Origin of the sequence: Streptomyces sp. NPDC000075 (assembly GCF_040301925.1) — a bacterium.
Classification (GTDB): Bacteria; Actinomycetota; Actinomycetes; order Streptomycetales; family Streptomycetaceae; genus Streptomyces; species Streptomyces polychromogenes.
Genome location: NZ_JBEPFL010000043.1, coordinates 1 through 23,894, shown reverse-complemented (window position 1 = coordinate 23,894; position 23,894 = coordinate 1). Strand labels below are relative to the sequence as shown.

Annotated in this window: 22 protein-coding genes; 16 read left to right on the top strand and 6 right to left on the bottom strand. The window is 73.4% G+C overall.

Annotated features, from left to right (window positions below):
* Window positions 1-22: 22 nt before the first annotated feature.
* On the top strand, window positions 23-946 hold the full coding sequence (locus tag ABT403_RS34175) for a LysR family transcriptional regulator (RefSeq protein ID WP_344159086.1): 924 nt from the start codon (window positions 23-25) through the stop codon (window positions 944-946).
* A 525-nt stretch (window positions 947-1,471) separates the two neighbouring features.
* Here the strand turns inward: ABT403_RS34175 and ABT403_RS34170 are convergent.
* The 4 genes from ABT403_RS34170 to ABT403_RS34155 all read right to left on the bottom strand — a co-directional run bounded on the left by ABT403_RS34170 (window position 1,472) and on the right by ABT403_RS34155 (window position 5,410).
* Window positions 1,472-2,257, bottom strand: a complete 786-nt coding sequence (locus tag ABT403_RS34170) for a hypothetical protein (RefSeq protein WP_344159088.1) — start codon at window positions 2,255-2,257, stop codon at window positions 1,472-1,474.
* A gap of 85 nt (window positions 2,258-2,342) precedes the next feature.
* Window positions 2,343-3,050: a gamma-glutamyl-gamma-aminobutyrate hydrolase family protein gene (locus ABT403_RS34165; protein WP_344159090.1), complete on the bottom strand. Its 708-nt coding sequence runs from the start codon at window positions 3,048-3,050 to the stop codon at window positions 2,343-2,345.
* A gap of 48 nt (window positions 3,051-3,098) precedes the next feature.
* On the bottom strand, window positions 3,099-4,556 hold the full coding sequence (gene eat, locus ABT403_RS34160) for an ethanolamine permease (RefSeq protein ID WP_344159092.1): 1,458 nt from the start codon (window positions 4,554-4,556) through the stop codon (window positions 3,099-3,101).
* 107 nt (window positions 4,557-4,663) lie between these two features.
* Window positions 4,664-5,410 carry a FadR/GntR family transcriptional regulator gene (locus ABT403_RS34155; RefSeq protein WP_344159094.1) on the bottom strand — a complete coding sequence of 249 codons (747 nt, stop codon included), beginning with the start codon at window positions 5,408-5,410 and terminating at the stop codon, window positions 4,664-4,666.
* Between the two features lie 77 nt (window positions 5,411-5,487).
* Here ABT403_RS34155 and ABT403_RS34150 point away from each other — a divergent pair, with 77 nt between their 5' ends.
* The 4 genes from ABT403_RS34150 (at window position 5,488) to ABT403_RS34135 (ending at window position 10,507) form a co-directional block, all read left to right on the top strand.
* The gene (locus tag ABT403_RS34150; RefSeq protein ID WP_344159096.1) at window positions 5,488-6,852 is read left to right on the top strand and encodes a glutamine synthetase family protein; all 1,365 of its coding nucleotides are present in this window, start codon (window positions 5,488-5,490) and stop codon (window positions 6,850-6,852) included.
* 41 nt (window positions 6,853-6,893) lie between these two features.
* A complete protein-coding gene (locus ABT403_RS34145) occupies window positions 6,894-8,273 on the top strand; it encodes an aldehyde dehydrogenase family protein (RefSeq protein WP_344159098.1) in 1,380 nt (459 codons plus the stop codon).
* Between the two features lie 5 nt (window positions 8,274-8,278).
* A complete protein-coding gene (locus tag ABT403_RS34140; protein WP_344159100.1) occupies window positions 8,279-9,073 on the top strand; it encodes a 3-oxoacyl-ACP reductase in 795 nt (264 codons plus the stop codon).
* A gap of 153 nt (window positions 9,074-9,226) precedes the next feature.
* Window positions 9,227-10,507, top strand: coding sequence for a haloacid dehalogenase-like hydrolase (locus ABT403_RS34135; RefSeq protein ID WP_344159102.1), 1,281 nt, complete (start codon window positions 9,227-9,229; stop codon window positions 10,505-10,507).
* 7 nt (window positions 10,508-10,514) lie between these two features.
* Here ABT403_RS34135 and ABT403_RS34130 read toward each other — a convergent pair whose 3' ends face one another.
* Window positions 10,515-11,708, bottom strand: a complete 1,194-nt coding sequence (locus ABT403_RS34130; RefSeq protein ID WP_344159104.1) for an amino acid deaminase/aldolase — start codon at window positions 11,706-11,708, stop codon at window positions 10,515-10,517.
* 141 nt (window positions 11,709-11,849) lie between these two features.
* On the opposite strand from ABT403_RS34130, the gene ABT403_RS34125 reads away from it, so the two are divergent.
* From ABT403_RS34125 to ABT403_RS34115, 3 genes are read left to right on the top strand one after another with little or no spacing between them, the layout of a single operon-like run.
* Window positions 11,850-12,668 (top strand): hypothetical protein, encoded by an 819-nt coding sequence (locus ABT403_RS34125; protein WP_344159106.1) that lies wholly within the window; start codon window positions 11,850-11,852, stop codon window positions 12,666-12,668.
* Window positions 12,668-13,942: a type VII secretion-associated serine protease mycosin gene (gene mycP, locus ABT403_RS34120; protein ID WP_344159108.1), complete on the top strand. Its 1,275-nt coding sequence runs from the start codon at window positions 12,668-12,670 to the stop codon at window positions 13,940-13,942. The genes ABT403_RS34125 and mycP overlap by 1 nt, the downstream gene beginning before the upstream one ends.
* A gap of 12 nt (window positions 13,943-13,954) precedes the next feature.
* A complete protein-coding gene (locus ABT403_RS34115; RefSeq protein WP_344159110.1) occupies window positions 13,955-14,695 on the top strand; it encodes an SseB family protein in 741 nt (246 codons plus the stop codon).
* Window positions 14,696-14,779: 84 nt separating this feature from the next.
* Here ABT403_RS34115 and ABT403_RS34110 read toward each other — a convergent pair whose 3' ends face one another.
* On the bottom strand, window positions 14,780-15,145 hold the full coding sequence (locus tag ABT403_RS34110) for a DUF1844 domain-containing protein (protein ID WP_344159112.1): 366 nt from the start codon (window positions 15,143-15,145) through the stop codon (window positions 14,780-14,782).
* A gap of 326 nt (window positions 15,146-15,471) precedes the next feature.
* On the opposite strand from ABT403_RS34110, the gene infC reads away from it, so the two are divergent.
* The 8 genes from infC to ABT403_RS34070 form a co-directional block, all read left to right on the top strand.
* Window positions 15,472-16,185 (top strand): translation initiation factor IF-3, encoded by a 714-nt coding sequence (gene infC, locus ABT403_RS34105; protein WP_344159114.1) that lies wholly within the window; start codon window positions 15,472-15,474, stop codon window positions 16,183-16,185.
* 103 nt (window positions 16,186-16,288) lie between these two features.
* A complete protein-coding gene (rpmI, locus tag ABT403_RS34100) occupies window positions 16,289-16,483 on the top strand; it encodes a 50S ribosomal protein L35 (RefSeq protein WP_030387121.1) in 195 nt (64 codons plus the stop codon).
* 105 nt (window positions 16,484-16,588) lie between these two features.
* Window positions 16,589-16,975 (top strand): 50S ribosomal protein L20, encoded by a 387-nt coding sequence (gene rplT, locus ABT403_RS34095; RefSeq protein WP_007263143.1) that lies wholly within the window; start codon window positions 16,589-16,591, stop codon window positions 16,973-16,975.
* A gap of 112 nt (window positions 16,976-17,087) precedes the next feature.
* On the top strand, window positions 17,088-17,945 hold the full coding sequence (locus ABT403_RS34090) for a TrmH family RNA methyltransferase (RefSeq protein WP_344159118.1): 858 nt from the start codon (window positions 17,088-17,090) through the stop codon (window positions 17,943-17,945).
* Window positions 17,946-18,001: 56 nt separating this feature from the next.
* Entirely contained in the window at window positions 18,002-19,126 is a 1,125-nt protein-coding gene (locus ABT403_RS34085; RefSeq protein ID WP_344159120.1) for a sensor histidine kinase, read from the top strand.
* A gap of 160 nt (window positions 19,127-19,286) precedes the next feature.
* Complete coding sequence (gene pheS, locus ABT403_RS34080; protein WP_344159122.1) at window positions 19,287-20,414, top strand: phenylalanine--tRNA ligase subunit alpha; 1,128 nt, start codon at window positions 19,287-19,289, stop codon at window positions 20,412-20,414.
* Window positions 20,414-22,942, top strand: a complete 2,529-nt coding sequence (gene pheT, locus ABT403_RS34075; protein WP_344159124.1) for a phenylalanine--tRNA ligase subunit beta — start codon at window positions 20,414-20,416, stop codon at window positions 22,940-22,942. Before pheS ends, pheT begins: the two co-directional genes overlap by 1 nt.
* 172 nt (window positions 22,943-23,114) lie before the next feature.
* Window positions 23,115-23,894: PP2C family protein-serine/threonine phosphatase (locus ABT403_RS34070; RefSeq protein ID WP_351650565.1), on the top strand; the 780-nt coding region annotated here is incomplete at its 3' end.

The window sequence follows — 23,894 nt, the reverse complement described above, 5'->3', positions numbered from 1 at the left end:
TATAAGGCCATAAACTGATGTTATGGGTAACGAGGAGACGGTTCCGCTCGCACACCGTGTGCCGGACCTTGGCGTGCTGGAGCTGCTGCTCACGGTGGCGCGGGTCGGCAGCCTGAGCGGCGCGGCCCGCCGCCTGGGCATCACGCAGCCGGCGGCGAGCAGCCGGATCCGGGCGATGGAGACCCGCCTCGGCGTCGCCCTGGTGGACCGCTCCCCGCGCGGCTCGACGCTGACGGCCGAGGGCGCGCTGGTCACGGACTGGGCCCGGCGGGTGGTGGAGGCCGCCGAGGCCTTCGACGCGGGCGCGCAGGCCCTGCGCGGGCGGCGGGACTCGCGGCTGCGGGTGGCCGCCAGCATGACCATCGCCGAGTACCTGCTGCCGGGCTGGCTGATCGCCCTGCGCGGGGAGCGGCCCGGCACGGCGGTCTCCCTGCACGCCGGGAACTCCGCCGACGTGGCCCAGCGGGTCCTCGCGCACGAGGCCGACCTCGGGTTCGTCGAGGGGCTGTCCGTCCCGGACGGCCTGGACTCGGCCGTCATCGCGCAGGACCGCCTGGTGGTGGCGGTGGCCCCGCACCACCCCTGGGCGCGGCGCTCGAAGGGGGTGGAACCGGCGGAGCTGGCGGGCAGCCCGCTGATCCTGCGCGAGCGCGGCTCGGGGACGCGGCAGGTGCTCGACGCCGCGCTGGCCCCGTCCGGCGGGCTGGCCCAGCCGCTGCTGGAGCTGGCCTCGACCACCGCCGTCAAGGCGGCGGCGCTCAGCGGGGCCGGGCCGTGCGTCCTGTCGGAGCTCGCCCTGGACGACGAGCTGTCGACCCGCCGGCTGGTGGAGGTGCCCGTCCCGGGCGCGGCGCTGGCCCGCGCCCTGCGCGCCGTCTGGCCGACCGGCTCCCGTCCGGCGGGCCCGGCGCGGGACCTGCTGTCGCTGACCCGGCGCGGGGTGTAGGCCGGACGGGCGAGGGCGGATCGTTTCGGCGCGGGGCGGGCGGTGACCCGGGGCGGCCGCGACGGGAAGGTGATGCGCGTTGCCCACCCCTGTGAAAAGGAATCACCCATGCGTCTTCGCCACGCGGCCCTCGCCGCCTTCGGCGCGCTGTCCCTCGTCCTGACCATCCCGGCGTCGGCGTCGGCCGCCGTCGGCGAATTCCAGGACTCGTACGTCGGCCTGGACGGCAGGACGCACATCGGGATCCTGCTCGACCCCAAGAGCGGCGAGTGCATCACCCTGCCCGAGGTGGCCGACCCGAGCGCGAGCTCCCCTGCGCACTCCCCCCCGCAACCGCACCACCTCGACGGCCACGGTGTTCACCGACCCGGAGTGCGAGGGCGACTGGTTCACGCTGCGCCCGCTCACGGGCCGCGGCACGGCGCAGCTGAAGCTCCGGTCGGTCGCCTTCAGCTAGTGGTCCCAGCCGAGCGGGCCCACTCCGACGGCTGACGACGGTCCGCTCGCCACGGCCCGGGCCCGGGCTCAGTCCTGGACCCGGGCCTGCAGCGTCTTCGTCAGCAGCCCGCCCCCCACGATCAGGGCCACGCCCAGCCACCACACGTTCCCGTCGAACACCAGCACCGCGATCCCGATCGGCACCAGCAGCCCCGCCAGCGGCAGCAGCAGGGAGGCCCGGCCCGGTCCGGGCTCGCCCCGGGCGCGGGCCCGGACGACCCCCGGGTACCAGGCGGTGAAGCGCAGGGCGGCGACGATCGCCAGGATCTGGATGATCCAGCCGGTCCAGATGTTGTCGGGGTTGCGCAGGACCAGGTCCCCGAAGCCGCCCGCCAGGGCCGCCACCAGGAAGGCCAGCCCCCACACCCCGGTGATCACGTAGTTGGTGCGCAGGAAGGCGGGCGCGTGCCACAGCGAGGGGTCGGTCTGCTCGCGGGCGTACTGGAGGGTGAACGGCATCCGGACGGCCATCGAGCCGAAGGCGATCGCCGTCAGGGCCAGGTTGGAGACCTCGCCCGCGTAGGTCTCCAGCCAGCGCAGCGTGCCGGCGCTCGCCAGGGCGCCGATGACGGCCAGGGCGGCGAAGAAGACCACGTCGGCCACCTCCAGCAGCTTCCAGGAGCTGCCCCGGTGCACCACCCGGCCGGCCACGACAAGGGCGACGATCATCGCCAGGGCGGCCGCGACCGCGATTTCGAACCGGCCCGGGCCGACCAGCAGGGAGAAGACGATCCACGGCGCCATCCCGACGACCGGGTTCTCCAGGAACCCGGCGAGCCGGCCGGTGGCCGCTCCGTAGGCTTCCGTCCGCATCCTTCCAGGGTGCGCGCCGTCCGCCCGGAGGGCCATTCGTGCCCGCAGGCCACGCGCGGAGACGCCCCGCGTGGCCCGCGCCGCGTCAGGAGACCGGTACCGCCCGCAGGGCGGCGGCCGCCTCGATGAAGGAGGCCATCACCCGGGTGTCCTTGTCCCGTTCGGGGTGCCACTGCACGCCCACGACCCAGTTCGACCGGTCGGGGTCCTCGATGGCCTCGACCGTGCCGTCCTGCGCGTACGCCGAGACGACCAGCCCCCGGCCGAGGCGGTCCACGGCCTGGTGGTGGTACGTCGGGACGTCCGCGACCTCCGGCACCAGTTCCGCGTACCGGGTGCCCGCCACCGGGGTGACGGGGTGCCAGGAGGTGACGCCCGGGGTGTGGACGTGGCCGTCGATGTGCTGGATCAGCGTGCCGCCCAGGGCCACGTTCAGCGCCTGCATGCCCCGGCAGATGCCGAGGAGCGGGAGCCCGCCCGTCAGGGCCGCCCGGATCAGGGCCAGTTCCCACTCGTCGCGGACGGTGGCGGGGGCACCCGTACGGGGGTCGCGCGGAGCCCCGTACCGGACGGGGTCCACGTCCGGGCCGCCGGAGACGATGAGCCCGTCCAGCCGTCCCAGCACCTCCGCCGCCCGGTCCGTGTCGTCCGGGGGCAGCAGGACGGCCGCGCCGCCCGCCGCCTGGACCAGTTCGTAGTAGCCGGACGGGACGAGCGACGTGGGAAGGTCCCATGCCCCGTAGCGGGTGGACTCCTCCACGTAGGTGGTGATGCCGATGAGCGGCCTGGGCACGGTGTTACCTCCAGGGTGGTGCCGGGAGCAGGGTGCGGGATCAGGATTTCAGTCGCGGGTCAACTCCGCCTCGGCTTCCGCCAGCGCGGCGAACTCTTCCTCGGGTGCCGAGGCGACGAGCCGGTGGCGGCTGTAGAAGGCGAAGTAGGCGAGGGCGACGGCGTACACGGCGAGGGCGATGAGGGCGGCGTCGATGTCCACGAGGAAGGTGGCGACCAGGGCCGAAAGGGCGAGGACGAAGGCGACGGACGAGGTCAGGACCCCTCCGGGCGTGCGGTACGGCCGCTCCAGTCCGGGCTCGCGGCGGCGCAGCACGATGTGGGAGAGGGCCATCAGGGCGTAGGAGATGGTCGCCCCGAACACCGCGATGTTCAGCATCCGCGCCCCGTTGCCGGTGGCCGCCGCGAGGGCGAAACCGATGGCACCCGGGATCACCAGTCCGAGGTACGGGGCCTTGCGCTTCGACGTCAGCGACAGGAAGCGCGGCAGGTAGCCGGCGCGGGAGAGGGCGAACAGCTGGCGGGAGCCGGCGTAGATGAGGGAGAAGAAGGAGGCGACCAGGCCCGCCAGGCCCGCGTAGTTGACGAAGCGGCTGAGGGCGGTGGGGCCGCCGTCCCCCTCCAGGGCCACCACGAGGGGGTTTCCGGCCGACTTCACGGCGTCGGAGCCCTGGGCGCCGGTGGCGGCGAAGAAGGTGACCAGGGCCAGCAGGGCGAGGATGCCCATGGAGATGGCCAGGGCCTTCGGCATGGAGCGGACCGGGTCCTTGGCCTCCTCGGCGGCGAGCGGCACGCCCTCGACGCCGAGGAAGAACCACATGCCGAAGGGGAACGCGGCCCAGATGCCGAGGACGCCGAAGGGCAGCCAGGAGTTCGAGCCGAACGCACTCGCGTCCACCGGGATGTCGTCGAGGGAGTTCACGTCGAAGCCGGTGAGCGCCCCGAAGGCGAAGATCAGCAGGGCGGCGACGGCCACCGCGGTGACGATGAGGCTGAAGCGCAGGGCCTCGCCGACGCCCCACAGGTGGACGCCGATGAAGACGACGAAGCAGCCGAGGTAGACGGGCCAGCTGGAGGTCAGGCCGAACAGGCCGAGGGATTCGACGTAGTCGCCGATGAAGATGACGATGGCCGCCGGGGCCAGGACGTACTCGATCAGGATGGCGGTACCGGTGAGGAAGCCGCCCCAGGGGCCCAGCGCGCGGCGGGCGAAGCCGTAGCCGCCGCCCGCCGTGGGCAGGATGGTGGACAGTTCGGCGAGGGAGAAGACCAGGCAGGCGTACATGGCGCCCATGAGCGCCGTGGCGACGGCCAGGCCGCCGAAGCCGCCCTTGGACAGGCCCACGTTCCAGCCGGAGAAGTCGCCGGAGACGACGTAGGCGACGCCGAGTCCGGTCAGCAGCAGCCAGCCGGCGCTGCCTCGGCGCAGGGTCCGGCGCTGGTGGTACTCCGCGTCGGCGTCCCCGACGGCGGGTGATGCGGGCGCGGTGGAAAGGTCTTCGGCCATGTGCGCTCCTGCCCGGGGGGAAAGGTTTCGCTGCGTACCTTTGCGTCAAGAGCGGGGAGCGCGCAAGACCCCTGCGTAAAACGGAGGTAACAAGAACCTCACCCGCCTCAGGCCAGGAACCCGCGCAGCAGGGCCGCCGTACCGCAGCAGTGCTCGCGCATCACCGCCCGCGCCGCCTCCGCGTCCCGCTCCAGCACCGCCTCCACCAGGGTGCTGTGCTGCTGCTGGGAGTGCTCCAGGTTGCGCACCAGCAGCGGGATGCAGTCCAGCAGGTCGTTCACCCGGGCCCGGACGGCCGCGTACTGGGCCGTCAGGCTGGCCGAGCCGGCCAGTTCGCACAGGGTCAGGTGGAAGAGGGTGTCCTGGCGGCGGTACTCGGCGAGCGGGGCGTCGTGGGTGGCGGCGAGCGCGCCCAGCAGCCGCTGCGCGTCCTCCTCCGAGAGCCCCTGCGAGGCGCACAGCCCGGCCGCGCCCACCTCCAGGACCTCCCGGAAGCGCAGCACGTCCTCGATGTCCACCCCCGCCACGCGCCGGCGCAGCTCCTCCTCGGCGCCGCCGGCCGGGGTGTCGGGGCGGGCCAGCACGAACGTGCCCCCGTACCGGCCGCGCCGGGCCTCGACCAGGCCCTGGTCCTGGAGCACCTTCAGCACCTCGCGCAGGGTGACCCGGCTGATCCCCATCCGCTCCGCCAACTCCCGCTCGGGCGGCAGCCGTTCCCCGCCCGGCACCAGGCCCAGCCGGACCACCTGGAGGATCTGTTCGAGCGCCTCCTCGAAACCGTTGCCCGCCCGCACCTGCCGCAGCACGGGATTCAGCCGCGCGATCGGGCCCCCGTCGCCCGCCGTATCGGTCATCTCGGCTTCTCCCCTTCCCAAGCAATGGTTCTGTTCAATACCTTAGGCCTCCTCGGCTCACCGAAGGAGAGATCCCCGTGGTAGACCGCAAGCCGCCGCTCGCGCCCGAGGAGCTCCGCTCCCTCGTCGCCAGTGGTGAGATCGACACAGTCGTCCTGGCCTTCCCCGACATGCAGGGGCGCCTCCAGGGCAAGCGGTTCGCCGCACAGTTCTTCCTCGACGAGGTCCTCGACCACGGCACCGAGGGCTGCAACTACCTCCTCGCCGTCGACACCGACATGAACACCGTCGACGGATACGAGATGTCCTCCTGGGACCGGGGCTACGGCGACTTCGCCATGCACCCCGACCTCGCCACCCTCCGCCGCATCCCCTGGAACCCCGGCAGCGCCTTCGTCCTCGCCGACCTCGCCTGGCACGACGGCACCCCCGTCGTCGCCGCGCCCCGCCAGATCCTGCGCCGGCAGCTGGAGCGCCTCGCCGAACACGGGTACACCGCCATGGTCGGTACCGAGCTGGAGTTCATGGTCTTCCAGGACACCTACGAACAGGCCTGGAACGCCGACTACCGCGCCCTGACCCCGGCCAACCAGTACAACATCGACTACTCCGTCCTCGGCACCGGCCGCATCGAACCCCTGCTGCGACGGATCCGCAACGAGATGCAGGCAGCCGGCCTGACCGTCGAATCCGCCAAGGGCGAGTGCAACCTCGGCCAGCACGAGATCGCCTTCCGCTACGACGAGGCGCTCACCACCTGCGACCAGCACTCCGTCTACAAGACCGGGGCCAAGGAGATCGCCTCCCAGGAAGGCGTCTCGCTCACCTTCATGGCCAAGTTCGACGAGCGCGAGGGCAACTCCTGTCACATCCACCTCTCGCTCACCGACGCCGACGGACGCAACGCCATGGCCGGGGACGGACCAGGGGGCATGTCACCGCTGATGCGGCACTTCCTGGCCGGCCAGCTGGCGGCGCTGCGCGACTTCTCCCTTCTCTACGCCCCCAACATCAACTCGTACAAGCGTTTCCGGCCGGGATCCTTCGCGCCCACGGCCGTCGCCTGGGGCGTCGACAACCGGACCTGCGCCCTCCGAGTGGTCGGCCACGGCCGCTCCATGCGCTTCGAGAACCGCCTCCCCGGCGGCGACGTCAACCCCTACCTCGCCGTCGCCGGCCTGGTCGCGGCCGGGATCTACGGCGTCGAGAACCGCCTCGAACTCCCCGAGGCCTGCGCCGGCAACGCCTACACCGCCGACTTCGCCCACGTCCCCACCACCCTGCGCGAGGCCGCGGAGCTCTGGGAGAACAGCGAGATCGCCAAGGCCGCCTTCGGCCCCGAGGTCGTCGCCCACTACCGCAACATGGCCCGCGTCGAACTCGACGCCTACGACTCCGCGGTCACCGACTGGGAGCGCCGCCGCTCCTTCGAACGCCTCTAGGACCCGGTCCATCCCACCCACCCACCCCAGAAAGGCACCACGTGTCCGAAGCGCTGGACCCCTCCCACCTGAGGGTGCTCAACCCGGCCACCGAGGAACTCGTCGCCACCGTCCCGGCCGCCACACGGGACGACGTCGACGCCGCCGTCGCACGCGCCACGGCCGCCCAGCGCGGCTGGGCCGCCGCCGCCCCCGCCGACCGGGCCCGGATCCTGCGCCGCTTCGCCGCGGTCGTCGACGGACACATCGAGGAACTGGCCCGCCTGGAGGTCCGCGAGGCAGGCCACACCCTCGGCAACGCCCGCTGGGAAGCCGGCAACGTCCGCGACCTGCTCGACTTCGCCGCCGGGGGAGTCGAACGCCTCTCCGGACGCCAGATCCCCGTCGCGGGAGGCATCGACGTCACCTTCCTCGAACCCCTCGGCGTCATCGGCGTGATCGCCCCCTGGAACTTCCCGATGCCGATCGCCGCCTGGGGCCTGGCACCCGCCCTCGCCGCCGGCAACGCCGTCATCCTCAAGCCCGCCGAGACCACCCCCCTCACCGCCCTGCGCCTCGCCGAACTCGCCCTCGAAGCCGGGATCCCCGAACACCTCTTCCAGGTGCTCCCCGGCCACGGAGCGGTCACCGGCGACGCGCTCGTCGAACACCCCGGCATCGCGAAGATCGTCTTCACCGGCTCCACCCGGGTCGGCAAGCAGATCATGTCCAAGTGCGCCGACCGGGTGAAGCGCGTCACCCTCGAACTCGGCGGCAAGAGCCCCAACATCGTCTTCGCCGACGCCGACCTCGAAGCGGCGGCCGCGGCCGCCCCCATGGCCTACCTCGACAACACCGGCCAGGACTGCTGCGCCCGCACCCGGATCCTCGTCCAGCGCTCCGTCTACGACCGCTTCCTCGACCTCGTCACCCCCGCCCTCACCTCCGTGGTCGTGGGCGACCCGCTCGACGAGAAGACCCAGATGGGCCCGCTCATCTCCGCCGCCCAGCTGGAACGCGTCCGCGCCTACGTCACCGACGACCTCAAGGCCGTCCGCGGCACGGCCCCCGAGGGCCCCGGCTTCTGGTACCCGCCGACCCTGATCACGGACGTCGACCCCACCGCGCCCGTGGCCGCCGAGGAGGTCTTCGGACCGGTCGCCGTCCTCCTGCCCTTCGAGGACGAGGAGGACGCCGTACGCCTCGCCAACGCCACCGAGTACGGCCTCTCCGGCTCCCTCTGGACCCGCGACGTCGGCCGCGCCCTGCGCGTCTCGCGCGCCGTCCAGGCCGGCAACCTCTCCGTCAACTCCCACAGCAGCGTCCGCTACTGGACCCCGTTCGGCGGATACAAGCAGTCCGGACTCGGCCGCGAGCTCGGACCCGACGCCCTCACCGCATTCACCGAGACCAAGAACGTCTTCATCAGCACGGAGGCCTGAGAACCATGTCCAGCCAGACCAACGAAGAGATCGTCTGCCGCCGCCTGATCGGCCGCACCGCCGTCATCACCGGAGCCGGCAGCGGCATCGGCCTCGCCACCGCCCGCCGCCTGGCCTCCGAGGGCGCCAACGTCGTGTGCGCCGACATCGACCCCATCGCCGGCAAGGCCGCCGCCGAGGAGGTCGGCGGCACCTTCGTCCAGGTCGACGTCACCGACAAGGAGCAGGTCGACGCCCTCTTCAAGACGGCCTTCGACACCTACGGCTCCGTCGACATCGCCTTCAACAACGCCGGCATCTCACCCCCGGACGACGACTCCATCCTCACCACCGAGCTCGACGCCTGGCGCCGCGTCCAGGACGTCAACCTCACCTCCGTCTACCTCTGCTGCAAGGCCGCCCTCCCCTACATGCAGCGCCAGGGCCGCGGCTCCATCATCAACACCGCCTCCTTCGTGGCCATCATGGGAGCCGCCACCTCCCAGATCTCCTACACCGCCTCCAAGGGCGGCGTCCTCGCCATGTCCCGCGAACTCGGCGTCCAGTTCGCCCGCGAGGGCATCCGCGTCAACGCCCTGTGCCCGGGCCCCGTCAACACCCCGCTGCTCCAGGAGCTGTTCGCCAAGGACCCCGAGCGGGCCGCCCGCCGCCTCGTGCACATCCCGCTCGGCCGCTTCGCCGAACCCACCGAGATCGCGGCCGCCGTCGCCTTCCTCGCCAGCGACGACTCCTCCTTCATCAACGCCACCGACTTCCTCGTCGACGGCGGCATCTCGGGCGCGTACGTCACCCCCCTGTAGCCGGCCCCGGCGACGGGCCCCGCACACCGGCTCCGCCGTCACCCGACGTTCACCTCGGCACCACCCCCACGACAGCCGGGCGTCGCACGACGCCCGGCTGTCGTGCTCTACCGTCACCGACGATCTTGTACGAGAACCAGGAGTGCCACCCCCGTGACCCGACCCCGCACCCACCGCCGGATCCAGGCGGCGGCCGTCGCCCTCGCGACGGCCGCCGGCGCCCTCACCGCCGCCGCCCCCGCCCAGGCCGCGCACCCCGCCTGCACCACCCCGAAGCTCGCCGCCGGCTGGTACGGGGACAACCGGGCCCGGCTCCAGCAGCTCATCGACCAGTACGGCAGCTGCAACCCCTACCGCCCCGGCCGCACCAGACCCGTCGCCGTCTTCGACTGGGACAACACCGTCGTCAAGAACGACGTCGGCGACGCCACCATGTTCTGGCTCCTGCGCAACGGGAAGATCCGCCGGCCCGCCGACTGGAAGAGCACCAGCCGCTACCTCACCCCCGCCGCCGACCACGCCCTCACCACCGCCTGCGCCCCCCTCGCCCGCCCCGGCGCCCCCCTGCCCACCGGCACCCCCGAGGGCGCCGCCTGCGCCGACGAGATCAACTCCGTCTACGGCGCCTCCGCCACCCGCACCGGCGCCCCCGCCTTCGCCGGCTGGGACCACCGCACCACCGAACCCGCCTACGCCTGGCTCCCGCAGCTCATGCAGGGCTGGACCCCGGCCCAGGTCCGCGGCTTCGCCGCCGCCGCCCGCACCGAGAACCTCGCCGCCCCCATCGGCGCCAAGCAGCAGGTCGGCACCACCACCGCCACCGGCTGGGTCCGCTACTACGACCAGCAGCGCGACCTCATCAAGAACCTCCAGCGCGCCGGATTCGACGTCTGGATCAGCTCAGCCTCCCCGCAGCCCGTCGTCGAGGTCTGGGCCCAGGGCGCCGGCGTCGCCGCCGACCACGTCATCGGCATCCGCAACACCACCCGCGACGGGAAGCTGACCACCCACCTCCAGGGCTGCGGAACCGTCCCCGACGGCGCCGACTCGATGATCACCTACGTCGACGGCAAGCGCTGCTGGATCAACAAGGAGGTCTTCGGCGTCCGCGGCGCGGCCGCCGAGAAGGTCCAGCCCGCCCCCCGCCGCCAGGTCTTCGCCGCCGGCGACTCCGACACCGACGTCACCTTCCTGCGCGACGCCACCGCCCTGCGCCTGGTGGTCAACCGCAACAAGAGCGAACTCATGTGCCGCGCCTACGACAACAGCGACGGCAAGTGGATCGTGAACCCCATGTTCATCGAGCCCAAGAAGCAGAAGAGCAGCCCCTACCCCTGCTCCACCACCGGCTACACCGACCACGACGGCACGCCGGCCCCCGTCCGCCGGGCCGACACCAGCGTCATCCCGGACCAGACGGACACCGTCTTCTGACCCACCCCTAAAGGAACGTCAGCCCCTCGCCCCGGTAGGTCGGGACGGACGCGGTCACCCGGTCGCCCTCCACCAGGTGCAGCGTGTCGAACCGCTCGCACAGCTCCCCGGCCTTCGCGTGCCGGAACCAGACCCGGTCGCCGATCAGCAGGTCGTCGGCCGGGCTCCCCAGCAGCGGGGTCTGCACCTCACCAGCCCCCTCCTGCGGGTCGTAACGCAGCCCCGCGGGCAGGTACGGCACCGGGAGCCGGTCCGCCCCCGCCGCACCCGACGCCGGATAACCGCCGCCCAGCACGGTCACCACCCCCACCCCCGGCCGGCGCACCACCGGCTGCGCGAACAGCGCCGCCGGACGCCCCCGGAACGAGGTGTAGTTGTCGAACAGCCGCGGCATGTACAGACCCGAACCGGCCGCGATCTCCGTCACCGCCTCCTCCGCGGCCGTCTCCGCCACGCTCCCCGTACCGCCGCCGTTGACGAACTCCAGGTCCGGCACCACCGACCGCACGGCACGCACCACCTCGCCCCGCCGCGCCGCCAGCTCCCGGCGGGCCGCGCCCTGCATCAGCCGGATCATCCGCGACCGCACCGGACGCCCGGCCACCGCGTCCCCGACCCCGGCCACATGCCCCTCGTACGCCATCAGCCCCACCACCCGGAACCCCGGCCGGGAGGCCACCGCCCGCGCCAGCTCCGCCAGCTGCCCCGGCTCCCGCAGCGGCGAGCGCCGCGCCCCGACCCGCACCCGCCCGCCCAACAGCCGCAGGGACGTGTCCAGTTCCAGGCAGACCCGGATCTCCTCGGCCCGGCCCGAACGCGAACGGTCGATCAGGTCCAGCTGCGCCGGATCGTCGACCATCACGGTCACCGCGCCGGCCAGCTTGGCGTCACCCGCCAGCTCCCCGAACCCGGCCCGGTCCGCCGACGGATAGGCGAGCAGCACGTCCCCGAACCCCGACCGCGCCAGCCACAGCGACTCCGCCAGGGTGTACGACATGATCCCCGCGAACCCCGGCCGGGCCAGGACCCGTTCGAGGAGCGAGCGGCAGCGCACGGACTTGCTGGCGACCCGGACCGGCTTCCCGCCCGCCCTCCGCACCAGGTCGTCGGCGTTCGCGTCGAAGGCGTCCAGGTCCACGATGGCCAGGGGCGCGTCGAGACGCGCGGTCGCCCGGTCGTACCGGGCCCGGTCCGAAGTCATGGGCGGCAGCTTGCCAGACGGCCGTACCGACGGGTAGGGGTCCGGGCGGCCCTGCCCCCCACCCGTCCCCGCCCGGGCCGGGGCGACGGCCCCGTAGAGTACGGGCAGGCAGCCGTACGGAACGGGGGGCGGAGCCGCCGCATGACCACGACGACACCGCGGACCGAGGTCCTCGACGACCCCGGGCAGCCGCCGCCCCCGGCCCCCGCGCCCCGCCACCACCCGGCCCGCGTCACCGCCGCCGTCCTCTGCGCCCTGCTCGGCTCCGCCCTCCTCGCCGGGGGCGCCGCCACCACCTGGAGCCGGTACCGCGCCGACCACCGCCCGCTGCCCCCCGACGCCGCCTACCGCAAGGCCGCGTCCCTCTGGCACACCGCCCCCGTGGACGGACTCCTGCCCCCCGTGGTCGAGGACCGCGAGGCCGGACCCGGCGGCTCCAGCCGCACCTGGACCCGGATCGCCCTGGCCCCCGACGCGGACTGCGCCGTCCTGCCCGCCGACTGGCGCGCCGCGCTCGCCGCCGCCGGCTGCACCCGGGTGCTCCGCGCCACCTACACGGACTCCACCCGCAGCTCCCTGATCACCGTCGGCCTGGTCTTCACCCCCGCCGAGGCCAAGGTGATGGACGGCCTGCGCGGACGCCTCCCCGCCCCGCCCGCCTACGAGTACGCCGACTCCCGCCGGGCCGCCTGGACGGCCGGCGTCGTCGCCGAGGCCCCCGCCGTCGTCTACGCCGTCTCCGCCTTCGCCGACGGCCGCGCCATGGACGCCCCCGTCCCCGCCGAGGAAGCGGCCCGGCCCGGTGGCACCGGCACCGTCGCCGAAGCGGGGCTGGGCCACGAGGCCAAGGCCCTCGCGGTCCGCGTCGAACGCGCCCTCGGCGCCCTCGCCGCGCCCCCCGGCACCGAGCCCGACGCGCAGGCCGCCGCCCCCCGCCGGCCGCGCCAGGAGACCCCCTGATGCCCCGCACCACCCGTCCGGCCCGAACCCCCGCGCCGGCCCCGGAGCCCCCCACGACCACAGCCCCCGCCCCGACCCCGGCCCTCCGCGTCGCCGGGGCCGCCGTCCTGGCCGCGCTGCTGGTGGGCGCCGGGGCGCCGCCCGCGGTCGCCGACACCATCCGCGACCGGCAGTGGGGCCTCCAGGCCCTGCGCGCCGAGGAGGCCTGGGGCATCACCCAGGGCGACGGGATCACCGTCGCCGTCCTCGACACCGGCGTCGACTCCACCCACCCCGACCTCGACGGCCAGGTCCTCGACGGCACCGACCTCGTCGGCATGGGCGCCGGACGCGGCGACCGCGCCTGGGCCCGCCACGGCACCGCGATGGCCAGCATCATCGCGGGCCACGGCCACGGCCCCGACCGCTCCCAGGGCGTCCTCGGGATCGCGCCCCACGCCAGGATCCTCCCGGTCCGCGTGATCCTGGAGGAGGGCGACCCGGGCCGCGCCAAGGCCCGCGACAGCAAGTCCGGCGCCCTCGCCGAAGGCATCCGCTGGGCCGCCGACCACGGCGCCGACGTGATCAACATGTCGCTCGGCGACGACAGCGACTCCGCCCACCACGAGGCCGCCGAGGACGAGGCCGTCCAGTACGCCCTCGCCAAGGGCGTGGTCGTTGTCGCCTCCGCGGGCAACGGCGGCGAACGCGGCGACCACACCTCCTACCCCGCCGCCTACCCCGGCGTCATCGCCGTCGCCGCCGTCGACCGGCAGGGCCGCAAGGCCCCCTTCTCCACCCGCCACTGGTACGCCACCGTCAGCGCCCCCGGCGTCGACGTGGTCATCGCCGACCCCGACCGCGCCTACTACGAGGGCTGGGGCACCAGCGCCGCCGCCGCCTTCGTCTCCGGCGCCGTGGCCCTCGTCAAGGCCGCCCACCCGGGCCTGTCCCCGGCGCAGGTCAAGAAGGTGCTGGAGGACACCGCCACCGGACGGCCGGCCGGCGGCCGCGACGACGCCCGCGGCCACGGCACGGTCGACCCGCTCGCCGCCCTCCAGGCAGCCGCCGCGCTGCGCCCCGAGGGCCCGGCCCCCGTCGCCGTCCCGGCCGGGCGGCGCTTCTTCGGCCCCGGCCCCGACCCGGCCCCGGCGGCCGGACGGGGCTCCCGGCGGACCGCCCCGGCGGCCGCCGCCGGGGGAGCGGCGCTGCTGGTGCTGGCCGCCGTACTGGCCCGGCGCCCGCGCGCCGCACGGCGGGACGCGGCGGGGGAGTCCTTCCCCCCGGCGGGATAGGGTCGGGTCATTGTGGCGACCAAGAACATTCCAGACCCCGGTTTCTCCGACGACGACGGCACCGCCGACCCCCGGCTGAGCGCGGCCCTGGCCGCCTGGGCCGAGGACCGCGCGCGGGAGCCGGAACTGCTCGCGGCCCTGAAGGACGCCCGGCTGCTGGTGCCCGTCGTGGCGGTGCTGGGCGAGGTCGAGACCGACCCGGAGACCGGACTCAAGCGCGAGAAGACCAGCGACATGGCCGTCCCCACCCTCACGGCCGGCAACCGCCGGGCGCTGCCCGCCTTCACCTCCATCGCCTCGCTGGCGCTCTGGGACCCGGCGGCCCGCCCGGTGGCGGTCCCGCTGCACCAGGCCCTGGCCGCCGCGGCGCACGAGAAGGCCGACACGATCGTCCTCGACCTGGCCGGCCCCGTCCCGTACCAGCTGACCGGCTCCGCGCTGCTCGCGCTGGCCGAGGGCCGCACCGACGCCGACCCGCTGGCCGACCCGGCCGTGCGCGGGGCGGTACGGGCCGCGGTGGCCGCCGAGCCGGCCGTGCTCCGCGCCCACCTGGGCCCCGGCGGGGCCGCCGCCGACGGCACCCTCGCGATCGTGCTGTCCGAGGGGGCGCCGGTCGCCCCGGCCGCCCGCCGGGTGGCCGAGGCCCTCGCGGCGGACGAGACCCTGCGCGGGCGCCTCGTCCGAGGCCTGGACCTGGCCCTGCTCCCGGCCGACGCCCCGGTCCCGCCGGGTGAGCCGCTCTTCACGCGCTGAGGACCCCGTACGCACGCCGAAGGGCCGCCCGAGAACACCTCGCGGGCGGCCCTTCGGCCGGTCGAGCAGAACCGTGCGGCGGGGTCAGGCGTAGACCGGGCCCGTGAACTTCTCGCCCGGGCCCTGGCCCGGCTCGTCCTGGACGAGGGAGGCCTCGCGGAAGGCCAGCTGGAGCGACTTCAGGCCGTCGCGCAGCGGGGCCGCGTGGAAGGAGCTGATCTCGGTGGCGCTGGCGGTGACCAGGCCGGCCAGGGCGGTGATCAGCTTGCGGGCCTCGTCGAGGTCCTTGTGTTCGGAGTCCGGCTTGTCCAGGCCCAGGTTGACCGCCGCGGCGCTCAGCAGGTGGACGGCCACCGTGGTGATGACCTCGACGGCCGGGACGTCCGCGATGTCGCGGGTCATCTCGTCGTAGTCGGGAGTGGTGGAATCGGAGGGCGTCGCGTCAGTCATGCGCTCCACGATAGGTCGTGCGGCGGCCTTGCCACGCGTGGGGTAGTATGTACATCGACCGGCCGGACACCTGTGTGCCCGGCCCACAAGTGGAGGCTCCGATCTCCCACCCGACCACCCTCCGGGGAGGCGGGTCATCCGGTCAGGCGGTATCCATCGTTCCGTACGGACGATGGAAGGCCGCCGAGTTGCGCCCCGCGGTTCGCACGCGGCGGTGCTCCGGTTGTTTTGGAGCCCCTGCCTGTGCCCGGCGGGGCATTTTTCATTCTCCGCCGCGGTTGAGGTCTGACGACACAAAGACGTCAGCGGTTGTCTGCCAGACAGCCGTGTGGTGCTACCGAGGAGGATCCATCAGCACCGAGCCCCGCATCAACGATCGGATTCGCGTCCCTGAGGTGCGACTCGTCGGTCCCAGCGGCGAACAGGTGGGCATTGTTCCGCTTGCGAAGGCGCTTGAGCTCGCGCAGGAGTACGACCTGGACCTGGTCGAGGTCGCGGCTTCCGCTCGCCCGCCGGTCTGCAAGCTCATGGACTACGGCAAGTTCAAGTACGAGTCGGCCATGAAGGCCCGTGAGGCGCGCAAGAACCAGGCGCACACGGTCATCAAGGAGATGAAGCTCCGGCCGAAGATCGACCCGCACGACTATGACACCAAGAAGGGTCACGTCGTTCGGTTCCTCAAGCAGGGCGACAAGGTCAAGATCACGATCATGTTCCGTGGTCGCGAGCAGTCCCGGCCGGAGCTCGGCTACCGACTGCTGCAGCGTCTCGCGGAGGACGTCCAGGACCTCGGCTTCATCGAGTCGAACCCCAAGCAGGACGGCCGGAACATGATCATGGTTCTCGGTCCGCACAAGAAGAAGACCGAGGCGATGGCCGAAGCCCGCGAGGCGCAGGCCGCCCGCAAGGCCGAGCGCCAGGGTGGTGCCGCCGCCGAGGCCGCTCCGGCCGACGCGGAGGCCGCTCAGGCGGAGTCCGCCGAGGTGGAGCCCACCGAGGTCGACGCCGACGGCTCCGCCGAGGCGAACACCGAGGCCTGATTCCGAGGCAAGCCCGTCTCGGATCACCCACACAACATGACGCTCCCGCCAGCCGGTCCGCGAGGACCGGTGGGGGCGCCACCGACGAGGAGATAACGGCGCTATGCCGAAGAACAAGACGCACAGCGGTTCCAAGAAGCGCTTCAAGATCACCGGCTCCGGCAAGGTGCTCCGTGAGCGCGCCGGCAAGCGCCACCTGCTCGAGCACAAGTCGTCCCGTGTCACCCGCCGCCTGACCGGCACCGCGGAGATGGCCCCCGGCGACGCCGCGAAGATCAAGAAGCTTCTCGGCAAGTGACGTTCCTCCGCTTCCCCCTCGGGGGGAGCGGGACGTCGAGACCGGGACCCCATCGAATTCGGGCCGTGTGAAGACAACCACGGCCCCGCTACAAGGAGTTAAAAAGTGGCACGCGTCAAGCGGGCAGTAAACGCCCACAAGAAGCGCCGGGCGATCCTCGAGGCGGCCTCCGGCTACCGCGGTCAGCGTTCGCGCCTGTACCGCAAGGCCAAGGAGCAGGTCACCCACTCGCTGGTCTACAACTTCAACGACCGCAAGAAGCGCAAGGGCGACTTCCGTCAGCTGTGGATCCAGCGCATCAACGCCGCTGCCCGCCAGAACGGCATGACGTACAACCGCCTCATCCAGGGTCTGAAGGCCGCCAACATCGAGGTGGACCGCAAGATCCTGGCCGAGCTGGCCGTCAACGACGCCAACGCGTTCGCCGCGCTCGTCGAGGTCGCGCAGAAGGCCCTCCCGGCCGACGTCAACGCGCCCAAGGCCGCCGCGTAAGGCATAGCCGGCCCGCTCACTGAGGCCGGCACCCACGGACCCGCAGGCGTTCGCCTGCGGGTCCGTGTGCGTTCACCCTGCCCCGGACCACCCGAGAGAGAACCCTGAGACCATGCCCACCCCCGCCGAGCTGATCTCCCCCCGATCCCCGCGGGTGGCCGCCGCACGGCGGCTGGCGCGGCGCAACTTCCGCACCAAGGAGCGCCGGTTCCTCGCCGAGGGTCCCCAGGCCGTGCGCGAGGCGGTCGCGCACCGCGGGCCCGAGGGCGCGACCCTGATCGAGCTGTTCGCCACCGTCGAGGCCGCGGAACGCTACGCCGACATCGTCGAGGCGGCGCTGCTGGGCGGGGCGCGGGTGCACTACGCCTCCGACGAGGTGCTCGCGGAGGTCTCGCAGACGGTCACCCCGCAGGGGCTCGTCGGCGTCTGCCACTTCCTGGACTCCCCCTTCGAGGAGATCCTCCGGTCCGGCCCGAAGCTCGTCGCCGTCCTCGCCCACGTCCGCGACCCCGGGAACGCCGGCACCGTCCTGCGCTGCGCCGACGCCGCGGGAGCCGACGCGGTGGTGCTGACCGACGCCTCCGTCGACCTCTACAACCCCAAGTCCGTCCGCGCCTCCGTGGGCTCCCTCTTCCACCTCCCGGTGGCCGTCGGCGTCCCCGTCGAGCAGGCCGTGGCGGGGCTGCGGGCGGCGGGCGTACGGATCCTCGCGGCCGACGGGGCCGGCCGGGACGACCTCGACGCCGAACTGGACGCCGGCACCATGGGCGGGCCCTCGGCCTGGGTCTTCGGCAACGAGGCCTGGGGCCTGCCCGAGGAGACCCGGGAGCTCGCGGACGCCGTCGTACGGGTCCCGATCCACGGCAAGGCCGAGAGCCTGAACCTCGCCACGGCCGCCGCCGTGTGCCTCTACGCGTCCGCGCGTGCACAGCGGGCGTCCGGAGGGTGCCGTTCCGTGACCCCCAGCTAGTAATGTGGCCGTCCGGGGGGCCCACTGAGCTACCCGGAGATGTGGGGTACGGGGACATGACCGTCGGCACAAACAGCTCGCCGGTGACCGCGGGAGCCGCGGGGCCGGCCGGGGAACGGCTCCCGGACACCCCCGGCGCGCCCTTCGCCGTCGACCCCGACGAGCTCCCCGACGGGCTCGTCGTCGCCGACCACGCCGGGCGCGTCGTCTGCTTCAACCGCGCCGCCTCCCGGATCACCGCCATCGCGGCCGGACGCGCCCTCGGCGCCCGCATCGAGAGCGCGCTCCCGCTGGAGGACCTCGAGGGCCGCCGCTGGTGGGCGCTGACCGACCCCTACGGCGGCCTCGCCACCCGCAGCGGCCAGCCCGAGCGGAACCTGCTGCTGCCGGGCGGGCGCGAGGTGCTGGTCTCCGCCCGGTACGTGCGCACCCGCCCCACCGGCCCGCTGAGCCGCCTCGTGGTCACCCTGCGCGGCACCGAGGCCCGCCGCCGCACCGAACGCAGCCACGCCGAGCTGATCGCCACCGTCGCGCACGAGCTGCGCTCCCCGCTGACCTCCGTCAAGGGCTTCACGGCGACCCTGCTCGCCAAGTGGGAGCGGTTCACCGACGACCAGAAGCGGCTGATGCTGGAGACCGTCGACGCCGACGCCAACCGCGTCACCCGCCTCATCGCGGAGCTCCTCGACATCTCCCGCATCGACTCCGGCCGGCTGGAGGTCCGCCGCCAGCCGGTCGACCTCGCCGCGGCCGTCGGCCGCCACGTCCAGGCGCTCACCGCGAACGGCCAGGCGCCCGAGCGGTTCCTCGTACGGGTCAGCAGCCCGCTGCCCGACTGCTGGGCCGACCCGGACAAGATCGACCAGATCCTGGGCAACCTCCTCGAAAATGCGGTGCGGCACGGCGACGGAACGGTCACCATCGACGTAGCGCCGCACGAGAAGGGAACAGCCGTCACCGTGACCGACGAAGGCCCCGGAATCCCCGAGGAGTCGATGGGCCGCGTCTTCACCCGCTTCTGGCGGGGGAGCAAGCGCGGCGGCACCGGGCTGGGCCTGTACATCGTCAAGGGCATCGTGGAGGCCCACGGCGGCAGCATCACCGTCGGGCGCGGACCCGGCGGCGGCGCGGAGTTCCGATTTATGCTGCCCGTGAGCGCGCCGGCCTACCTCACCCAGTAACCCTGCGGAGAGTCTCGCCAGGCGGCCCACGGGCTTCCTCACCCCCGGCGGCCCTTAGACTCGTCCTTTGGCACCTTTGTGTCCTTGTGCCGATCACGCCGATCGAGTCGTGCGCGTCGTGCGGGGACCCACCAGCCAGCCATCGGAAGTACGGGAAGAGATGTCGGCACCGAACAAGTCGTACGACCCTGTCGAGGTCGAGGCACTGAAACCGGAAGAGATCGAGCGCATGCGGGACGAGGCGCTCGCCGCCTTCGCGTCCGCCGGCGACCTCGACGAGCTCCGCGAGGCGAAGACCGCGCACATGGGCGACCGCTCGCCCCTCGCGCTCGCCAACCGCGAGATCGGCGCCCTGCCGCCCCAGGCCAAGGCCGAGGCGGGCAAGCGCGTCGGACAGGCCCGCGGCGCCGTGAACAAGGCCTTCGGGGCCCGCACGGTCGCCCTGGAGGCCGAGCGCGACGAGCGGGTGCTGGTCGAGGAGGCGGTGGACGTCACGCTGCCCTACGACCGTGTGCCCGCCGGCGCCCGCCACCCGCTGACCACGCTGATGGACCGCATCGCGGACATCTTCGTCGGCATGGGCTACGAGGTCGCGGAAGGCCCCGAGGTCGAGGCGGAGTGGTTCAACTTCGACGCCCTCAACTTCACCCCGGACCACCCGGCCCGCCAGATGCAGGACACCTTCTTCGTCCAGGGCCCCGAGGGCACCCAGGGCGACGAGTCCGGCGTCGTGCTGCGCACCCACACCTCCCCGGTGCAGGCGCGCTCGCTGCTGGAGCGCAAGCCCCCCGTCTACATCGTCTGCCCGGGCCGCGTGTACCGCACCGACGAGCTCGACGCGACGCACACCCCCGTCTTCCACCAGGTCGAGCTGCTCGCCGTGGACGAGGGCCTGACCATGGCGGACCTCAAGGGCACCATGGACCACATGGTCCAGGAGCTCTTCGGCGAGGGCACCACCACCCGTCTGCGCCCGCACTTCTTCCCCTTCACCGAGCCGTCCGCCGAGATGGACATGCAGTGCTACGTCTGCCGCGGCGCGTCGGTGGGCAACCCCGACCGCCCCTGCCGTACCTGTTCCAGCGAGGGCTGGATCGAGCTCGGCGGCTGCGGCATGGTCAACCCGAAGGTGCTCGTCGCCTGCGGTGTGGACCCCGAGAAGTACAGCGGCTTCGCCTTCGGGTTCGGCATCGAGCGGATGCTGATGTTCCGCCACAACGTTGAAGACATGCGAGACATGGTCGAGGGTGACGTGCGCTTCACCCGGCCGTTCGGGAGTGAGATCTGATGCGCGTCCCGCTTTCCTGGCTGCGGGAGTACGTCGACCTCCCCGCGGGCGAGACCGGCCGCGACGTGGCGGCCAAGCTCGTCGACGCCGGCCTCGAGGTCGAGACCGTCGAGACGCTCGGCGCCGGCCTCAAGGGCCCCCTCGTCGTCGGCCAGGTGCTGACCATCGAGGAGCTCGAGGGCTTCCGCAAGCCCATCCGCTTCTGCACCGTCGACGTCGGCACCGCCAACGGCACCGGCGAACCGCAGGAGATCGTCTGCGGCGCCCGGAACTTCTCCGTCGGCGACAAGGTCGTCGTGGTCCTGCCCGGCGCCGTCCTGCCCGGCGACTTCGCGATCGCCTCGCGCAAGACGTACGGCCGGACCTCGCACGGCATGATCTGTTCCGGCGACGAGCTCGGCATGGGCGACGACGGCACGCACGGCATCATCGTGCTGCCGCCGGAGTACGAGCCCGGCACCGACGCGATCGAGCTGCTCCAGCTCGTCGACGAGGTCCTGGACATCGACATCACCCCGGACCGCGGCTACTGCATGTCCATGCGCGGTGTGGCCCGCGAGGCCGCCACCGCCTACGGCCTGCCGCTGCGCGACCCGGCGCTGCTCGACGTGCCCGCGCCGAACTCGTACGGCTACGCGGTGAAGATCTCCGACCCGCAGGGCTGCGACCGCTTCACCGCCCGTACGGTGACCGGCCTCGACCCCGAGGCGCGTTCCCCGATCTGGCTCACCCGCCGCCTCCAGAAGGCCGGCATGCGCCCGATCTCGCTCGCCGTCGACATCACCAACTACGTGATGCTCGAACTCGGCCAGCCGCTGCACGCCTACGACCGCTCCCGCCTCGACGGCGAGATCGGCGTCCGCCGTGCCGAGCAGGGCGAGAAGTTCACCACCCTCGACGGGGTCAAGCGCACCCTCGACGCCGAGGACCTGGTGATCACCGACAACAGCGGCCCGATCGGGCTCGCCGGTGTCATGGGCGGCGCCAACACCGAGATCGCCGACTCCGTCACCGACCCCGAGACCGGCGTCGTCACCGGCACCACCGACGTGGTGATCGAGGCCGCGCACTTCGACTCCGTGTCGATCTCGCGCACCGCCCGCCGCCTGAAGCTGTCCTCCGAGGCCTCCAAGCGCTTCGAGCGCGGCGTCGACCCGCTCGCGGCGGCCGCCGCCGCGCAGCGCACCGTCGACCTCCTCGTGCTGCTCGCGGGCGGCACCGCCGAGGCCGGGGTCACCGAGCTCATCGCCCCGGGCGCCCCGCGCACCGTCGCGATGCGCGCCGACCACCCGGACCGGGTCGCGGGCATGGAGTACGGCCGCGAGACCGTCGTGCGCCGCCTCCAGGAGATCGGCTGCGACGTCTACGGCCAGGACGAGCTCGTCGTCACCGTCCCCTCGTGGCGGCCCGACCTCGCCGCGCCCAACGACCTCGCCGAGGAGGTCATCCGCCTGGAGGGCTACGGGAACCTCCCCTCCACCCTCCCGCAGGTGCCCTCCGGCCGCGGCCTGACCCCGCGCCAGCAGCTGCACCGCCGCGTCGGCCGCGCCCTGGCCGGGGCCGGCTACGTCGAGGCGCTCAGCTACCCGTTCATCGGCGAGGGCGTCTTCGACCAGCTCCAGCTGCCCGCGGACGACGCGAGCCGCCGGGTCGTCAAGCTCGTCAACCCGCTCTCCGACGAGGAGCCGGCGCTGCGCACCACGCTGCTGCCGGGTCTGCTCGGCGCGCTGCGCCGCAACGACAGCCGCGGCAGCCACGACCTCGCGCTCTTCGAGACCGGTTCGGTCTTCCTGGCCGGAGAGCAGCCGGGCGCCGCCGTACGGCTGCCCGTCGACCGCCGTCCCACGGACGAGGAGCTCGCCACCCTGGACGCGGCCCTGCCCGCGCAGCCGCGCTACGCCGCGGTCGTGCTGGCCGGTGCTCGCGAGCAGGCCGGCTGGTGGGGCAAGGGCCGCCCGGCCGACTGGGCCGACGCGGTCCAGGCCGCCCGCGTGCTGGCCGCCGAGGCCGGCGCCGAGCTGGTCGTCCGCCAGGGCCAGTACGGTCCGTGGCACCCCGGCCGCTGCGCCGAGCTGGTCGTCACCCTCGACGGCGCCGAGAAGGTCATCGGCCACGCCGGTGAGCTGCACCCGCGCGTGGTCAAGGCCCTCGGCCTGCCCGCCCGCACCAGCGCCATGGAGCTCGACCTCGACCTCCTCGCGGCGGCCGGCGGCGAGGCCCTCCGGGCGCCGCGGATCTCCGGCTTCCCGGTGGCGCACCAGGACGTCGCGCTGATCGTCGACGCGTCCGTCCCGGCCGCGTCCGTCGAGGCCGCGCTGCGCCAGGGCGCCGGCGAACTCCTCGAATCGCTGCGGCTGTTCGACGTGTTCACCGGTGAGCAGGTCGGCGAGGGCAAGAAGTCCCTCGCCTACGCGCTGCGCTTCCGCGCGCCCGACCGCACCCTGACCGCCGAGGAGATCGCGGCCGCGCGCGACGCCGCGGTGGCCCTCGCCGGTGAGCAGACCGGGGCGGTGCTGCGCGGCGCCTGACCCGCCGTGAGCAGGAACCGCTGAAGGGCCCGTCCGGACCACCGGACGGGCCCTTCGCGCATTCCGGACGATCCTCACTCATTCGGGTGAGAAGGGCGGCGCACCGTGTCCGGTACGTCAGGAGGTCGACACAATCGTTCCGGCCGACGAGCCGGAGGGGAGCGTCCTACGGATGATCACGCGCTGCGATCCGCACCGGGCGCGCCTGGCGGGCGTCCTCGCCTGGGGCGGCGCCGCGGTGTCCTGGGAGCTGTCCACGCCGGGGCCGCTGGGGGCCGGCCTCGCGACCTGCGCCGCCTTCCTGATCCTGGCCACGGGCAGCGCCCTGCACGTCCGGCGGGCCCTCATCGCCGAGCTGCGGCGCTCGCGGGAGATCGCCGGGGCCACGCAGCGGGTGCTGCTGCGGCCGCTGCCCGGGCGGATCGACGGCCTGGCGCTGTGCGCCGCCCAGCTCTCCGCGAGCCGGGGCGCGGCGGTGGGCGGGGACCTGTACGAGGCCGTGCCGACGGCGTACGGGGTGCGGATGGTGATCGGGGACGTACGGGGGCACGGGCTGCCGGCGCTGGGGGCGGCCGCGGCGGTCCTCGGCTCCTTCCGGGAGGCCGCGTACGACGAGCCGGCCCTGGGCGGGGTGCTGCTCCGCATGGAGCGCTCCCTCCAGCGGCACCTGCGTGAGCGGGCGCGGGCGGAGCACCCCTCGGCCTGTGCGGCCGATCCGGAGTCCCCGGTCGCGGAGGACTTCGTCACCGTCCTCCTGCTCCAGATCGCCCCGGACGGCACGGTCCTGGCCCTCAACTGCGGCCACCCGTGGCCGTACCTCCTCCGCCGCGCGGTCGTGCCGGAGCCCTGCGGGAGCCTCTCCCCGCCCCGCCCTTTCACCGTTTCCCGGGGCTCCGCCCCAGACCCCGCGCCTCAATCGCCGGCGGGGCTATATGAAGCCCCGCCGGCGATT

What these genes read in the sequence shown, in the direction of transcription:
- ABT403_RS34175 (WP_344159086.1), top strand. Translation starts at nt 23, where the DNA reads ATGGGTAACGAGGAGACGGTTCCGCTCGCACACCGTGTGCCGGACCTT.
- ABT403_RS34170 (WP_344159088.1), bottom strand. Translation starts at nt 2,257, where the DNA reads ATGCGGACGGAAGCCTACGGAGCGGCCACCGGCCGGCTCGCCGGGTTC.
- eat (WP_344159092.1), bottom strand. Translation starts at nt 4,556, where the DNA reads ATGGCCGAAGACCTTTCCACCGCGCCCGCATCACCCGCCGTCGGGGAC.
- ABT403_RS34155 (WP_344159094.1), bottom strand. Translation starts at nt 5,410, where the DNA reads ATGACCGATACGGCGGGCGACGGGGGCCCGATCGCGCGGCTGAATCCC.
- ABT403_RS34140 (WP_344159100.1), top strand. Translation starts at nt 8,279, where the DNA reads ATGTCCAGCCAGACCAACGAAGAGATCGTCTGCCGCCGCCTGATCGGC.
- ABT403_RS34130 (WP_344159104.1), bottom strand. Translation starts at nt 11,708, where the DNA reads ATGACTTCGGACCGGGCCCGGTACGACCGGGCGACCGCGCGTCTCGAC.
- ABT403_RS34125 (WP_344159106.1), top strand. Translation starts at nt 11,850, where the DNA reads ATGACCACGACGACACCGCGGACCGAGGTCCTCGACGACCCCGGGCAG.
- mycP (WP_344159108.1), top strand. Translation starts at nt 12,668, where the DNA reads ATGCCCCGCACCACCCGTCCGGCCCGAACCCCCGCGCCGGCCCCGGAG.
- ABT403_RS34110 (WP_344159112.1), bottom strand. Translation starts at nt 15,145, where the DNA reads ATGACTGACGCGACGCCCTCCGATTCCACCACTCCCGACTACGACGAG.
- rpmI (WP_030387121.1), top strand. Translation starts at nt 16,289, where the DNA reads ATGCCGAAGAACAAGACGCACAGCGGTTCCAAGAAGCGCTTCAAGATC.
- ABT403_RS34090 (WP_344159118.1), top strand. Translation starts at nt 17,088, where the DNA reads ATGCCCACCCCCGCCGAGCTGATCTCCCCCCGATCCCCGCGGGTGGCC.
- ABT403_RS34085 (WP_344159120.1), top strand. Translation starts at nt 18,002, where the DNA reads ATGACCGTCGGCACAAACAGCTCGCCGGTGACCGCGGGAGCCGCGGGG.
- pheS (WP_344159122.1), top strand. Translation starts at nt 19,287, where the DNA reads ATGTCGGCACCGAACAAGTCGTACGACCCTGTCGAGGTCGAGGCACTG.
- pheT (WP_344159124.1), top strand. Translation starts at nt 20,414, where the DNA reads ATGCGCGTCCCGCTTTCCTGGCTGCGGGAGTACGTCGACCTCCCCGCG.